Origin of the sequence: Pedococcus sp., from assembly GCF_036000045.1 — a bacterium.
Lineage (GTDB): Bacteria > Actinomycetota > Actinomycetes > Actinomycetales > Dermatophilaceae > Pedococcus.
Genome location: NZ_DASYGF010000072.1, coordinates 1 through 14,034 on the forward strand (window position 1 = coordinate 1; position 14,034 = coordinate 14,034).

Here is a 14,034-nt window from a genome sequence, read left to right on the forward strand (position 1 = left end):
CTTCCCGTCCGCTGACTTGTACTGGGCCGCAGCGGGGCCCGTGCGGGCCTGCACGTATGCCGCGCCGCCGCTGAAACCGTCCAGCGGCACCAGGCCGCCCTGCTTCTGGAACCCCGGCACAGCGGCCGGGGAGGTGTTGAAGACCAGGCACGGGGCGTTGCCGGCGGTGATGGCGGCGCCGATGACCTCCTCAGAGGTCTTGCCAGCGGGAATCTCTTGCCCGGTAACGGTTTCCTTGGGGTTGGCCGCGTTCCACTCCTTGATCATCGCCTGGCCCCAGGCGATCTCCTCGGGGTTGTTGGACAGCCACACCTTGATCGGGCCCTTCGCGCCGACAGCCGCGCTGCCACCGCTCGAGGCGCCGTCTCCGCAGGCCGCGGTCAGGCTCAAGGCCAGGAGGCCGACCGTTCCCATCACGAGCTTGGCTTTCATTGCTTCTCCATTCGTGCGCGTTCCGTGGTGGAACGTCGTCGGGGTGATGGCGCGGCGTATGCCGCACCCGAGTTGGCAGGGCCTGTGGACGCCCGGATCACGAGCGCTGCAGGGGCCAGCTCGACCGGCGTCGGGTCGGTGCCGTCGATCAGTTCGAGCAAGCGGGTGGCCGCGGCCCTGCCCCAGGCGATGGCGTCCTGGCGGACGCTGGTCAGGGCGGGCTGGAGGTGGGCGGCGATCTCGGTGTCGTCGAAGCCGACGATGGACAGCCGACCGGGGACGTCGATGCCGCGGGAGACCGCCAGGGAGAGTCCAGCCATGGCCATGAGGTCGTTGGCGTAGATCACGGCGGTGGGCGGCTCGTCGAGGTCGAGGAGGTGTCTCGTTGCGGCAGCGCCCGATTCGGCCGAGAAGTCGGTCTCGACGAACGGCGCGTCGGGCAGCCCGGCCGCGCGCAGGGTGCCGCACCACGCCTCCCGCCGGGAGACGCCGTGGACCACGGCGCTCGGCCCACCCACGTGAGCGATGCGCGTGTGCCCGAGGGCGAGGAGGTGCTCGACAGCGGCGACGATGCCGGGCGCGTCGTCGGCGCCGACCACGGGCCAGTACGGGTTCTTGTTCCCCGGGCCCAAGATGACCGCGGGGAGCCCGATCTCACTCAGCAGCTCGGGGCGTTCGTCCGCTACGAGCAGGTCGGTGACGAAGACCCCGTCGACGCGACCTTCGCTCGCCAGTCGGCGGTAGCTCTGCCGTTCCCTGTCGGGATCGGACACCATCTGTAGGAGGAGCGCGTATCCGTGATCGGAGAGCACGGACTCCACACCTGCAATGAACGAAGGAAAGAACGGGTCGGCGCGCAACGTGTCGGGTCGGCGCGCCATGACGAGCCCGACAGCCAACGCCTTGGACACCGACAGAGCCCGAGCTCGTGCACTCGGGGTCCACCCCAGCTCACGCGCCACGTTCAAGATCCGCTCGCGAGTGGCTGGTGCGACACCGGGCCGATCGTGCAGGGCGAACGAGACCGCCCCCTTCGACACGCCTGCAGCCAGCGCGACATCGTTGATCGTCGGTCGGGGCATGATGTCACTAAACCGGTTTAGGACAGAGGTGTCAAGAGGCGCGAACCGTCCAATGTGCGCAAAAGCCCGTGGTCGCTGGCGTGCTCCAGCGCCAGTCGCAGGTCGCGCAGGACGTTGCGGGAGGTCGACTTGGCCAGCCCGTGCGGGGTGGCGGACTCGGCCGGGGTGGCTCCGGCGGCGACGTCCTCGGGGCGTGGAGCGCCGGGGGAAGCGATCAGCCCCCCAGGTAAGCCTGGGGGGCTGATCGTTAACGCTGCAATCGCAGTGTTGCGTTGTAGCGGGGGCAGGATTTGAACCTGCGACCTCCGGGTTATGAGCCCGGCGAGCTACCGAGCTGCTCCACCCCGCGTCGGTAGTCACTACCTTACGGGAGCGGTCGCGTCAGTCCAAATCGCCTACTTCGTGGTCGGCGACGGGCTGGGCGTGGAGGTCGTGGCGCTGCCCTTCGGCGTCGGCGTGACCGTCACGCTGCCACCCTTGGGTGCGGCCGCGACCGCCCGCTGGATCGCATCGTCCAGCTGCTTCTGCGCCGCCCCGTACGCCGCGAAGTCGCCGTCGCGCAGGGCCTTCTGCCCCGCGGCATACGCGGCCTGGATGTCCGCGAGGGCCTTGGTGAGGGCCGCGGCATTCTGGGGTGAGGTAGGGCCGGTGCCTCCGGTGCCGGTCGTGGGGGGCGCCGTGGTGCCCGACCCGGAGTCGCCAGTGGTGGCACCCGAGTTGCCGCCGAAGAGACCGGCGAGAGCGCCGTCCAGTGTGTCCGACCACGCCAGCTTGTCGCCGAACGCCGCGATGGTCGCCCGTGACAGCGGATAAGCCGAGGATCCCTGCGCGCTCACGTAGATCGGCTGGACATAGAGCAGTCCGCCGCCGACGGGCAGCGTCAGCAGGTTGCCGAGAGTGACCTTGGAGCCCTGCTGCCGGCTCTGGTTGAGGAACTGGTTCAGGGTCAGCGTGAACGCGGCCGAGGTCTGGTTGGACGAGGCGACATCGTTCTCGACCTGGCCAGGACCCTTGACCGTGGTGTCGCGCGGCAGAACCAGCAGCCGGAGCTTGCCGTAGTCACCGAGCCGCGTGCCGGCCTGGGACCCCGCGTTGGAGTCCACGGCGAGGAACCCGGACAGCACCTCGCGGTCACCGGCCGGCATGAACGTGGAGGTCAGCGAGAACGTCGGCTTGGACTGGTCGGGCATGGCCAGGGTGAGGTAGTACGGCGGCTGCATCACGACGCGGTCCTCCTGGGCCGGGTCGTTGGGGACCCGCCAGAAGTCCTGGCCGCCGTAGAACGAGTCCGCGTCGGTCACGTGGTATCGCGCCAGCATCGTGCGCTGCACCTTGAACAGGTCCTCGGGGTAGCGCAGGTGAGACATCAGGTCGGCGCTGATGTCGCTCATGGGGAGCACGGTGTTGGAGAACGCCTTGCTCCACGCCTTGAGCATCGGGTCCTGGTTGTCCCAGGCATAGAGCTTGACGGACCCGTCGTAGGCGTCGACCGTCGCCTTGACCGAGTTGCGGATGTAGTTGATCTGCCCGCTGCCGATGGGACGCACGGCCTGGGAGCTGGCCGTCACCGAGTCGGACGTGGCGTTGTCGATCTCCTGCAGGCGCGAGTAGGGGTAGTCCGCCGAGGTCGTGTAGCCGTCGATGATCCACTGGATCCGACCCCCCACCACGGCAGGGTAGGGGTTGCCGTCGAGGGTCAGCCAGGGCGCGACGCGCTGCACACGCTCCAGCGGTGAGCGGTGGTCGAGCAGCCTGCTGTCGCTGTTGACCGTGTCGGACAGGATGAAGTTGAGCTCGCGGTACTGAAGCGCGTAGGCGACCTTGCGCGCGAACGAGCTCAGCTGGACACCGCCCTTGCCGGTGTAGGTGTTGTTCTTCTGTCCGGCGACGCTGCTGTCGGGGTAGTCGAACTCACGCGGACGGCTGCCCGAAGGACCGCCGACGATGGAGTACTCGGGCGACTGCTCCCCGAAGTAGATGCGCGGCTCGAAGGGCGGCAGTGGCCCGACCGTGGGGATGTTCTGCTCGAAGAAGACCGGCTGGCCGTCCGCGCCGCGCTGGTTGCCGTATGCCGCGACGACGCCGAACCCGTGCGTGTAGACGGTGTGGTCGTTGAGCCAGTTGCGCTGGTTGTCGGGGACGCCGTTCAGGTCCAGCTCGCGGACCGCGATCACGGTGTCGTCCACCTTGCCGTTGATCGTGTAGCGGTCGACGTCGAGGGCGTCCGGGAAGGCGTAGTAGGACTTGACCGACTGCAGCTGCTTGAAGGTCGGGCTCACGACGATCGGGTCGACGAGCCGAATGCCGGGGATCGTCTCGGCGTCGTTGCGCAGCTGGCCGGCGTTGGACTGCGTGGTCGCCTGGTAGGGGCTCGTCTGCACCCCGTCGATGCCGTAGGCGGCGCGGGTCGCGGTGATGCTGCGCTGGATGTAGGGGCGCTCCAATGTCTTCTGGGAGGGCTGCACCTTGAAGCTCTGCACGATCGCCGGGTAGATGCTGCCCACGACGACCGAGGTGATCACCAACAGGGCCACACCGACCGCCGGCAGCCGCCAGGAGCGGGTCCAGATCGAGGCGACGAACAGCCCCGCCGTCATGATGGCAGCCACCGCGAGGATCGCCTTGGTGGGCAGCACGGCGTGGGCATCGGTGTAGCCGATACCCGTGAGCAGCGAGCTGTCCTTGGTGAGCAACGAGTAGCGGTCGAACCAGTAGGTGGCGGCGCGCACGAGCACCAGCGCCGCCAACAGGACGGCGAGGTGGGTACGGGCGGCCTTGGTCGTCCGGTCGGCGCGCAGCTGCAGCTGGAGCCCGCCATACATGTAGTGGGTGAAGGCCGCCGCGACCAGCGCCATGATGAGGACCATCGTGACGAAGCCGAGGACGAACGTGACCCACGGCAGCGTGAAGGTGAAGAACGACAGGTCGATGCCGAACTGCGGGTCCTTGACGTGGAACGGCACGGCGTTGCGCCACAGCAGGTAGGTCTTCCACTCCCCCGCTGCCGCCGTGCCCGTCAGCAGGCCCAGGACGGCGGGCACGGCGACGATCGCCACCCGGCGCAGGGGCTCCACCGCCTCGCGGTACTGGTCGAGGCTCTGCTGCTGGGGCGTGACCGGCGCGTAGATCGGGCGGGTGCGGTAGCCGATGACCAGGCTGGACGCGACCAACCCCGCCGTCAGGACGAACCCGACGGTGAACAGCAGGATCTTGGTCGTCAGCTCGGTGACGAAGACGCCCTCGTAGCCGACCGAGTCGAACCACAGGACCTCGGTCCACAGGTTCGCACCCAAAGACACGACGACCCCGAGTGCGATGAGGATGGCGATGGTCGGCCCCAGCGGGCCGCGGGCGCGGCGCAGGCGGAGCCCCGGTGGGCGTCGCGGACCCCCAGGGCGAGGGCCACCCTCGGCTCCTCCCCCGCCTTCGCCAGGGCCGCCAGGTCCGAACCAGTCAGAAGAACTCACTTCACGCCCGATCTGCCGAGCGACCCTCTCCGGTCGCCTACTGGTAGTGAGACCAACTTACCGAGGCCCTCTGTGGTTCCCGCACCCGTCAGGAACCTGGGGGCATGCGGCACCATTGGGGCGTGCATCAGTCCTCCCGCCCCGTGACCGACCCCCTGTCCATCGCTGCCCTCGACACCGAGCGCCACGTGGCCTCCGGCGGCTGGGACCAGAACCCACGCCTGTTCGCCCTGGTCCCCACGGCCGAGCTGGTGGAGCGGGAGCCCCACCTGCGCGCCCAGCTGCGGGGACATGACCTCGTCGCCGGGGCCCTCAGCGCGGTCGAGCAGGAGAACCTGCCTCCCACCGCCAACCTCGAGAGCCTGCTCGGGGGCATCGCCTGGCCGGACAGCGTCGTCGGCGCGGCGCTGGCGGTCGAACGGATCGTCGTGCCGCCAGAGGCCGAGCGCGACCTGCCCCTGCACCCCGACGCCGCCGTCGACGCGCTGGCCGCTCATCCCTCACGCCAGGACGTCCGGCTGCTCGTCGCCGTCACCCGCGATGGCCAGAGCCGTTGCCTGTTGCGTCAGCGTGCGCACGACAGCGACGACCAGGTCGCGGTCGGAGAGGACATCGCACCCGGGCTCGTGCACGCCCTGAAGGCGACCCTCCAGGGATAGGGCCGCATGCCCGTATGCCGCGTGCGCGGCATACGGGTCAGCCCGTGCAGGTGGGCAGCGTGCCTCCACGGCCGGCCGCGATCGCCTCCACGGACGAGCGCGCCTGGTCGAATGTCGCCATCTTGACCACCCGTAGGCCGTCGGGCACGTGACCCACGACCTCGTTGCAGTCCGCGGCCGGTGCGAGGAACCAGCGTGCGCCGCCGGCCCGGGCACCAGCGAGCTTCTGGCGGATGCCGCCGATCGGTCCCACGGCTCCGGTGACGTCGATCGTGCCGGTGCCTGCGATGTTCTGACCGCCGGTCAGGGCACCGGGCGTGAGCTTGTCGTAGACGCCCAGCGCGAACATGGTCCCGGCCGAGGGACCACCCACGTCGCCCGCGTTGATCTTCACGTCGACGGGGAACGTGAACCTCAGGCCCAGGAAGACACCGATAGTGGTGCGACCAGCGGACGAGTGCGTCTTGGCGGCCACGCTGATCTCCGTGCCGTGCCGCAGCAGCCGCAGCTGGACGAACTCACCGGGCTTGTGGCGTGAGATCGCGGCGCGGATCTGCTCGCTGGTTGTGACGGGCGTGCCGTCGACCGCCTCGACCACATCGCCCGCCCGGAGCACCGCCGCGGACGGTGCGTCAGGCGCGACCTCGGCGAGGACGAGGTGCTGGGGCACCGTGCGGCCGGTGGCCCTGAGCGCGACCGCGACGGCCACCTGCTGGGAGTCGACCATCTCGGCGGTGTTCTGCTCCTGGACCTGCTTGTTGGTGATGCCTGTCGGGAACAGTGCGCCCTCCGGGAGGATGTCCTGGTCCGGGCTCAGCTTGGCGGCCAGCAGGTCCCACACCGTGACGCGGACCCCGGGACCACCCACGACCCGGACCGTCGTGAAGTCGAGCGCGCCGCGCGTGGGATAGGTGCGTGCGCCCGAGATGGTGATGAGCTGGCTGCCCGAGAGCGTGTCCAGGGTGTTGGTCACCGGCCCCGGCTGCATGACGACGTAGGGCAGGCCGACCATGACCGACAGCGCACCGAGCACGATGACGAAGAACCCCGCGACGAGCGCGACGACCGCCCGTCGGCTGAGCGTGTGGGGGTCGACCGTGACAGCGGAAGGCGGCTGGAAGTCCTGGGTCACGGAAGGCCCACCCACTCGTCGCCGCCATCGCTGAACTGCTGGTGCTTCCAGATCGGGACGCGCGCCTTGAGGGCGTCCACCAGGTCCCGGCAGCCCTCGAAGGCAGCGCCCCGATGCGCCGCCGACACCGCCGCCACCACGGCGAGGTCGCCGACCTCGAGGTGACCGACGCGGTGCACCACCGCCATCCGGGCCACGTCGTGACGGGCCACGACCTCGCGGCATACGGCACCGAGGGTGTCCACGACACTGGGGTGGGCCGAGTAGTCGAGGGACGAGACCGCCTCCCCGTGGTCGTGGTCGCGCACGACGCCCACGAACACGGCGATGCCGCCACATCGCGGGTGCCGCACGAGGTCGAGCACCTCGTCGATGCTGAGCGGCTCCTCACGCACGTCGTGGAGCATCACCTCACGGTGAACGGCGAGGTCGTGCTCGGCCCTCGGGTGCGGGTCGACCTCGACCGTGCGTATCGGGTCCGTTGGCTGGCTCATCGGGTGCCCCCCTTCCTGCGGCGCTGCCGCATGATGGCTGCCGTACCCACCAGGGCGACAGCCGCACTGGCCGCTCCCAGAGCGGCATCCTTGCGATCGAGGCGTCGGGCCGCGACCGCATGCGAGCCCCGGATGGCGTCCAGCAGCACACCGAGGCAGGTCTCATTGTCATAGGTCGGCACCCACCCCTGGTCTCGCAGGGTCCGCGAGGACACGACCCAGGGGAAGGCGACAAAGGCGAGGTCGCTGGCGGGTGCCGGCAGCATTCCAACGCGGTGCAGGCGGTCGGCGGTTCCCAGAGCCGCACCCATGCTGAGCTCCACCCGGCGCATACCGGTCAGGCGCTCGAGGTCCTCTTGACCGAGGAACCCCTCGGAGCCGACCGTGACGACCGGCCCCAGACCCCGCGCGAGCACCACAGCCACCGCGGACGCCAGGTCTTCCAGATGGCAGAACTGCCACGCGGACCGGCCGTCGCGCACCGTGAGGAGCCGAGGCGCCTCGAAGTGCCGGGTGGTGACCGTGTCGATGCCGTCACCGACCAGCGCCGCCGGCCGGACCACGGTCAGCCGCAGACCGGGGTGGACCTCCTGGGCCACCGCCACGAGCTGCTCGACGTCCATGAGGTCGCCGACCTGCCCGTCGCCCGAAGGGGCGCGCAGGGGGGCGTCCTCGGGGAGCGGAACCGGGTTGTGGGGCTCGGCGCCGTAGACCTGCGCGCCCGTGACGACGACCAGATGACGGACGCCCGCGGCGGCAGCGGCCGTGACGACGGTCTGCGCCCGGCGCAGGTTGCGCTCCCGCCGGGGCCGGGCACCGAGCGCCAGGTCGGCGGCCAGGTCAGTGCTCGTCGCCACGAAGGCGGCGCTGTGCACTCCCCGTAGGGCTTCGACGAGCTGAGGGTCGGCGGGGTCGGCCATCCGGAACTCGGCTCCGCCCACCGGCGGGCGTTCGACGTCGACGGCGACGACCGTGCCGATGCGGACCTCGGACTCGTCCCAGGCGGCCGACGCCGAACCGCGGGCCGCCGTGGTGACCAGAGCCCGCAGAACGGCGAGGCTGGCCGGGTCGGCAGTTCCGACGACAGCGACCTCGATCGAGGTACGCCGCGAGCGAACGGCGGCCCTCCGGGGGGTCGCAGGGGAACTCACTGTGGCCTCCGCGTGGTTGTCTTAGTTCAGAACCATCCTCTCAGGAGAGCCCAGGAGCCGTTGTGCCCGACCATCCCCACTCGTCCGACCACCCCGCCGATGACGGCTCCGAATCCGGCCAGGGCATGGGCTCCGGCCTGCCTCCCGAGATCGAGCAGATGCTGGCCAGACTCACCGGCGGCACCCTCGACCCGGACATGGCCAAGGCCCTCAAGGACATGGGGGTCGACAAGATCGACCCCTCCATGATGCAGATGATGGTGGGGCAGCTCCAGGCCATGTTCGCCAGCCCCGACACCGACGCGTTCAACGTCGGCCTGGCCACCGACGCCGCCCGCAAGGCCGTCTCGGCAGCCGGCGACGCCGTGGTGAGCGAGGTGGCGAACCGTCAGACCGCCCAGGCCGCACAGGTCGCCGAGCTGTGGCTCGACGAGGTGACCTCCTTCGAGGCACCCGGGGTGACCACCCACGCCTGGAGCCGCGCCGAGTGGGTCGAGGCGAGTATGCCGGTCTGGCGGACGCTCGTGGAGCCCGTCGCCGAGGGCGTTGGCCGCGCGGTGGGGGCGGCGCTGCACACCCAGCTCGAGCAGCTGGGCGAGGGCGCCCTCCCCGAGGGCATGTTCCCGCCGGGCGTCGACCCGTCCATGCTGATCGGCCAGATGGAGCCCATGGTGGCCAAGATGAGCGGGGCGATGTTCGGCCTGCAGGTCGGCCAGGCGGTGGGCGCACTGGCCACCGAGACGGTGAGCGGCACCGAGGTGGGGCTGCCTGTCGTGGCCGACCGGTCTGTGGTGCTGCTTCCGGCGAACGTCGAGGCCTTCGCCGAGGGTCTGGGCGTCGACCTGGAGCAGGTGCGCCTCTACCTCGCTGTGCGGGAGGCCGCTCGCGTGCGCTTGTTCAGCGAGGTGCCGTGGATCGGACCGCAGCTCGTGGCGGCCGTCCGAGACTACGCGCGCGACATCACCATCGACACCGACCGCATCGAGTCCGCGCTGCAGTCCGTCGACCCCACCGACGCGGAGGCACTCCAGGCTGCGCTGCAGGACCAGCTCTTCCGCCCCGACCAGAGCCCGGCCCAGCGGGCCGCCCTGGGCCGGCTCGAGACCTACCTCGCGCTGGTCGAGGGCTGGGTCGACGTCGTCACCGACCGGGCCACCCGGGCTCACCTGCCGCAGGCTGCCGCGCTCGGCGAGGCGGTCAGGCGCCGTCGCGCCACCGGCGGACCGGCCGAGAAGGCGTTCGCCGGGCTCGTCGGCCTGGAGCTGCGTCCGCGCCGGCTTCGCGACGCGGCGAACCTGTGGAGCGCGCTCGAGTCGGCCCACGGGTCCTCCGGCCGGGACGCCGCGTGGGGGCACCCCGACGTCGCGCCTACGGGTGCTGACCTGGACGACCCGCTGGGCTATGTCGAGCGGGTGGGCTCCTCCGACAGCGCCGCGCTCGACGCAGCCCTGGACCAGATCCTGCGCGGAGGCGAGGACAGCGCCGGAACCACGAGCGAGAGCTGAGGTGAGCGGTTCTCCCGAGGTGACTGCCGCCGCGGGGGTCGTGCCCGCGGCATACCTGCGGCTTCGCGACGATGCGAGGCGCACCCTCGAGCAGTGGCAGGCCCCCGATGCCCAGCAGGAGCAGCTGCGCGCCGAGCTGCTCGAACACTGCAGAAGGCACCCCGCAGCCCTGTGGAAGCAGGGCCCGTCGGCTCACCTGACGGCCAGCACGCTGGTGCTCAACCCCTCCCTCGACAAGGTGCTGCTGACCCTGCACGCGAAGGCCCAGATGTGGCTGCAGTTCGGGGGCCACTTCGAGCCTGTCGACTCCAGCGTCGTCGATGCCGCGACTCGTGAGGCTCGGGAGGAGTCGGGGCTGGCCGACCTCGCACTGCACCCTGAGCTCGTGCACCTGGACCGGCATCGGCTCCTGGCCACGGGGTTCGGGCGCTGCGCAGAGCATCTCGACCTGCGGTATGCCGCGGTGGCCGACGACGCGCAGGCCTATGCCGTCAGCGAGGAGTCGCTCGACGTGGCGTGGTGGCCTGTGGACGCGCTGCCGTCAGCCAGCGGGGACGAGATCCGACCCCTGGCCGTCGCCGCCCGGCGGGCGCTGGGCTGAGCGACAGCCGGGCGGGTCGAAACCTGCCCCACCTGACGGGGTCGCTCCGCTCAGTCGGAGGGCCCGAACTCCAGCGCAGCCTGTCCCAGCTCGTCGTCCTCGACGGCGCCGTCCGAGAGCTCGAGGCCGGCGGTCGCCGCGACCCCCTCGAGGTAGCCGCGGGCTCGCTCGAGCCGGGGATAGGCCTTCAGAAGCGACCAGAACTCAGGGCCGTGGCCCGGCGCCAGCAGGTGCGCGAGCTCGTGGAGGATGACGTAGTCGAGCACGTAGCCCGGCATCCCCTTGACCCTCGTCGAGATCCGGATGGTGCCGTCGGCCGGGGTGCACGAACCCCAGCGTGAGTTCTGGTTGGCCACCCAGCGGATGCTGGTCGGCCGTGCCACGCCGCCGAGGAAGCGCTGTGACAGCTCGGCAGCCCGGGCCTTGAGCTGGGCATCACTGGGCCGGCGCTTGCGGTCGCCCCGAGCGAGCCGATCGACCATCGTGGCCACCCACTGCTGCTCCTCGGCCTTGGTGAACCGGGCCGGGATGAGCACGATCGTGCGGCCACCCTCACGGTAGGCGCTGACGGTGCGCCGCCGCCGTCGGCTGCGCCTCACCTCGACGGCCGGCGGCTCGATGTCGCGTGTCCCCATCCTCAAACGATAAGCGAGAGGGCCGACATCTCCCGGCATGCTGGCCGCACCGACTGTCCGTCGCCCCCTCCCTTGGGGGGCCGGAGGCGTGAGGAGAAGGCTGGGCGCAGGGGTGAGGGAGGGCGTCCTGAGCACGACGCAGCGTCCCCCTTGCACGATTTTGTGCTCAGCATGGTCTAAGTTGGCCGGAGTCCGACGGCGCACCCTGTGCCGTGAACAACAAGGAGACATTGGCGATGGCTGACGAGACCTACAAGGGCGAGTTCTACTGCGTGAAGTGCAAGGAGAAGCGCGAGGCCGAGGGCCGCGTCGTGGAGACGAACGGCCGTCGCATGGCCAAGGGTGTGTGCCCGGTCTGCGGCACCAACCTCAACCGCATTCTCGGCAAGGCCTGATCCAGGCCCCCGCACGAGAGGGGCGGACGCGACCATCCGGTCGGGTCCGCCCCTCTCGCTGTCCCGGGCCTGTGGACGACGAGCGGGAGCACCGGAACGTCTGTGCCAGATTGGCGAGGTGACGTCGCGACCGCTGCTCAAATGCCTGTGGCCCGTGCTGCGGCGCGGCAACGGTGACGTGCAGCTCGGCATCGACCCCAGCCGCGCCGTGGTGCTGCGGGGCCTCACCGAGGACCAGGTGACCGCGCTCGAGTCGCTCGACGGCACCCGTGACCTCCCCGCCGCGCTGGCGGACCACAGTGGCCTGCTCGCGCTGCTGCGCCGCCACGGCCTGGTCGGCCCGGTCCGCGACCACCCCGGCCTACCCGTCGAGCTGCGGGCGGTGCTCGCTGTGGAGTCCGAGGCGTTGGGGCGCACGACCGGCCCAGGCGATGGTTATGCCGTGCTGGCACGGCGGCGAAGCGCGTTGGTGCTCCTCGTCGGCCAGGGCCCGCTGCCCTCTGCCCTGGCCACGCTGCTGCGCCGAGCGGGGGTCGGCACCGTGCGGTCCGGGAGCCTGGCGGTCGAAGAGCTCGAACGCGAACGGGTCGACACCGGAGCGGGGCCTGCACCCTCACTCGTGGTGCTCGTCGCACCCCAGGCCGTCGCACCGGGCGTCGCGGAGCCGTGGCGCCGGCTCGGCATACCGGTGCTGCCGGTGGTCATGCACCTCGTCGAGGCGGTCGTCGGACCGGTCGTGCAGGCAGGTGGGCCGTGTCTGCGATGTCTTGACCTCACGCGGGCCGACCTCGACGCCGCGTGGCCACTCCTGGCCGGTCAGCTGACCCGCCCTGCCGTCGGACGCCCCGAGGAGGTGGGTGGCGAGACCTCGCTGGTCGCGGTGACCGCCGGGCTCGCGTCGATGGTGGCCCTCGCCGTTCTCGACGGGCAGCCATTGCCCCGAGGCCGTTCGCTCGAGGTCGCGCTCCCCTGGCCCGGCGTCCGGCAGCGCGAGTGGCCGGTGCATCGGCGCTGCTCGTGCGCCACGGCCGGGTCCGTGGGCGCGGCCGCCCTGGGCGCGTCCGGCGACGCCGTGGGCGCGCCCGCTGACGCCATGGGCGGGCCCACCGACGAGCGCGAGCGCTCGCAAGCGACAATGGCCCGGTGAGCGAACTTCCCCGCCGGGCCGTCAGCCGCACGGCACGGCTGGCCAGCCTCCCCTTGAGCTTTGCCGGCCGCACCGCTCTGGGCTTCGGAAAGCGGGTCGGAGGCAAGCCGGCCGAGGCCGTCGCCGCCGAGCTCCAGGCGCGCACCGCCGAGCAGCTGTTCAAGGTCCTCGGCGAGCTCAAGGGCGGGGCCATGAAGTTTGGCCAGGCGATGTCGGTCATGGAAGCGGCCCTCCCCGAGGAGCTGGCAGGCCCCTACCGGGCCACCCTCACCAAGCTCCAGGAGTCGGCCCCGGCTCTGCCGACGGCCACGGTGCATGCCGTCCTGGCCGAGGAGCTCGGGCCGCGTTGGCGCACCTCGAAGTTCCAGTCCTTCGAGGACACGCCTAGCGCCGCGGCCTCGATCGGCCAGGTCCACAAGGCCGTCTGGCGTGACGGGCGCGAGGTCGCCGTCAAGATCCAGTACCCCGGCGCCGGCCAGGCCCTGCTCTCGGACCTCAACCAGCTCGCGCGCGTGGCACGTATCGCAGGCAGCTGGATCCCCGGCATGGACATCAAGCCGATCACTGACGAGCTCAAGTCGCGCATGACCGAGGAGCTCGACTACAACCTCGAGGCCACGAGCCAGCGGCGGTTCGCCAAGGTGTTCCGGGACGACCCGCACTTCGCGGTGCCGGATGTGCTCTCGCACAGCGAGCACGTCATCGTCTCCGAGTGGATCGACGGCACCCCGCTGTCGCAGATCGTCGCCTCCGGCACGCCTGCCCAGCGCAACGCCGCCTCCGAGCGCTACATGGAGTTCCTCCTCGTGGGCCCGGCGCGCGCAGGGCTGCTCCACGCCGACCCCCACCCCGGCAACTTCCGGCTGCTCGAGGACGGCCGGCTGGGTGTCATCGACTACGGGGCGGTCAACCGCCTCCCGTCGGGGCTGCCTCCCGCGATGGGTTCGCTGGTCGCGGCTGCGCTGTGCGGCGAGGCTGCCGAGCTCGAGCAGGGGCTGCGCACGGAGGGGTTCATCAAGCCGTCCCTGACCGTCGACGCCGAGGCGCTGCTGGAGTACCTCCAGCCGTTCCTCGAGCCCCTCAAGCACGAGACCTTCACGTTCAGCCGGCCCTGGTTGCGCAGCGTGGCCACGCACGTCAACGACGTCCGGCGCCCGGAGTTCCTCGTGGGCATGAAGCTCAACCTGCCTCCGTCCTACCTGCTCATCCACCGTGTCTGGCTCGGTGGCATCGGCGTGCTGTGCCAGCTGGGTGGCACCGTGCCCGCGCGCGACATCGTCGTGGACCATCTGCCCGGTATGCAGCTGCGTCACCTGCCCCCGCCCGTCGCCTGA

The 14,034-nt window shown here is 70.9% G+C and carries 13 protein-coding genes and 1 tRNA gene; 6 read left to right on the forward strand and 8 right to left on the reverse strand.

Annotated features, from left to right (window positions below; translation table 11 throughout):
- From VGN50_RS10905 to VGN50_RS10920, 4 genes are all read right to left on the reverse strand, one after another.
- The coding region (locus VGN50_RS10905; protein ID WP_327444797.1) for an extracellular solute-binding protein at positions 1–432 on the reverse strand (432 nt) is incomplete at its 3' end.
- Positions 429–1,514 (reverse strand): LacI family DNA-binding transcriptional regulator, encoded by a 1,086-nt coding sequence (locus VGN50_RS10910; RefSeq protein ID WP_327444798.1) that lies wholly within the window; start codon positions 1,512–1,514, stop codon positions 429–431. The genes VGN50_RS10905 and VGN50_RS10910, both read right to left, overlap by 4 nt.
- Before the next feature lie 275 nt (positions 1,515–1,789).
- Positions 1,790–1,863: transfer RNA gene (locus VGN50_RS10915), tRNA-Met, on the reverse strand.
- Between the two features lie 46 nt (positions 1,864–1,909).
- Complete coding sequence (locus VGN50_RS10920) at positions 1,910–4,981, reverse strand: UPF0182 family protein (protein WP_327444799.1); 3,072 nt, start codon at positions 4,979–4,981, stop codon at positions 1,910–1,912.
- 104 nt (positions 4,982–5,085) lie between these two features.
- Here VGN50_RS10920 and VGN50_RS10925 point away from each other — a divergent pair, with 104 nt between their 5' ends.
- Positions 5,086–5,640 (forward strand): PPA1309 family protein, encoded by a 555-nt coding sequence (locus VGN50_RS10925; protein WP_414694592.1) that lies wholly within the window; start codon positions 5,086–5,088, stop codon positions 5,638–5,640.
- A gap of 37 nt (positions 5,641–5,677) precedes the next feature.
- Here the strand turns inward: VGN50_RS10925 and VGN50_RS10930 are convergent, their stop codons facing one another.
- The 3 genes from VGN50_RS10930 to VGN50_RS10940 are packed head-to-tail and all read right to left on the reverse strand — an operon-like array spanning position 5,678 to position 8,417.
- A complete protein-coding gene (locus VGN50_RS10930; RefSeq protein ID WP_327444801.1) occupies positions 5,678–6,772 on the reverse strand; it encodes a YlbL family protein in 1,095 nt (364 codons plus the stop codon).
- Positions 6,769–7,266, reverse strand: a complete 498-nt coding sequence (locus VGN50_RS10935) for a molybdenum cofactor biosynthesis protein MoaE (RefSeq protein WP_327444802.1) — start codon at positions 7,264–7,266, stop codon at positions 6,769–6,771. The genes VGN50_RS10930 and VGN50_RS10935 overlap by 4 nt, the downstream gene beginning before the upstream one ends.
- Positions 7,263–8,417 carry an NAD-dependent epimerase/dehydratase family protein gene (locus VGN50_RS10940; RefSeq protein WP_327444803.1) on the reverse strand — a complete coding sequence of 385 codons (1,155 nt, stop codon included), beginning with the start codon at positions 8,415–8,417 and terminating at the stop codon, positions 7,263–7,265. Before VGN50_RS10940 ends, VGN50_RS10935 begins: the two co-directional genes overlap by 4 nt.
- Positions 8,418–8,479: 62 nt before the next feature.
- Here VGN50_RS10940 and VGN50_RS10945 point away from each other — a divergent pair, with 62 nt between their 5' ends.
- Together VGN50_RS10945 and VGN50_RS10950 are read left to right on the forward strand one after the other, a co-directional pair.
- Complete coding sequence (locus VGN50_RS10945) at positions 8,480–9,922, forward strand: zinc-dependent metalloprotease (RefSeq protein ID WP_327444804.1); 1,443 nt, start codon at positions 8,480–8,482, stop codon at positions 9,920–9,922.
- A 1-nt stretch (position 9,923) separates the two neighbouring features.
- Positions 9,924–10,523, forward strand: a complete 600-nt coding sequence (locus tag VGN50_RS10950; protein ID WP_327444805.1) for an NUDIX hydrolase — start codon at positions 9,924–9,926, stop codon at positions 10,521–10,523.
- Between the two features lie 50 nt (positions 10,524–10,573).
- Here the strand turns inward: VGN50_RS10950 and VGN50_RS10955 are convergent, their stop codons facing one another.
- Positions 10,574–11,158 (reverse strand): M48 family metallopeptidase, encoded by a 585-nt coding sequence (locus VGN50_RS10955; RefSeq protein ID WP_327444806.1) that lies wholly within the window; start codon positions 11,156–11,158, stop codon positions 10,574–10,576.
- Positions 11,159–11,394: 236 nt separating this feature from the next.
- Between VGN50_RS10955 and VGN50_RS10960 the strand changes: the two genes are divergently transcribed.
- The 3 genes from VGN50_RS10960 (at position 11,395) to VGN50_RS10970 (ending at position 14,034) form a co-directional block, all read left to right on the forward strand.
- Complete coding sequence (locus tag VGN50_RS10960) at positions 11,395–11,553, forward strand: DUF5679 domain-containing protein (protein WP_195908071.1); 159 nt, start codon at positions 11,395–11,397, stop codon at positions 11,551–11,553.
- A gap of 118 nt (positions 11,554–11,671) precedes the next feature.
- Complete coding sequence (locus tag VGN50_RS10965) at positions 11,672–12,700, forward strand: hypothetical protein (protein WP_327444807.1); 1,029 nt, start codon at positions 11,672–11,674, stop codon at positions 12,698–12,700.
- Complete coding sequence (locus VGN50_RS10970; protein WP_327444808.1) at positions 12,697–14,034, forward strand: AarF/ABC1/UbiB kinase family protein; 1,338 nt, start codon at positions 12,697–12,699, stop codon at positions 14,032–14,034. The genes VGN50_RS10965 and VGN50_RS10970 overlap by 4 nt, the downstream gene beginning before the upstream one ends.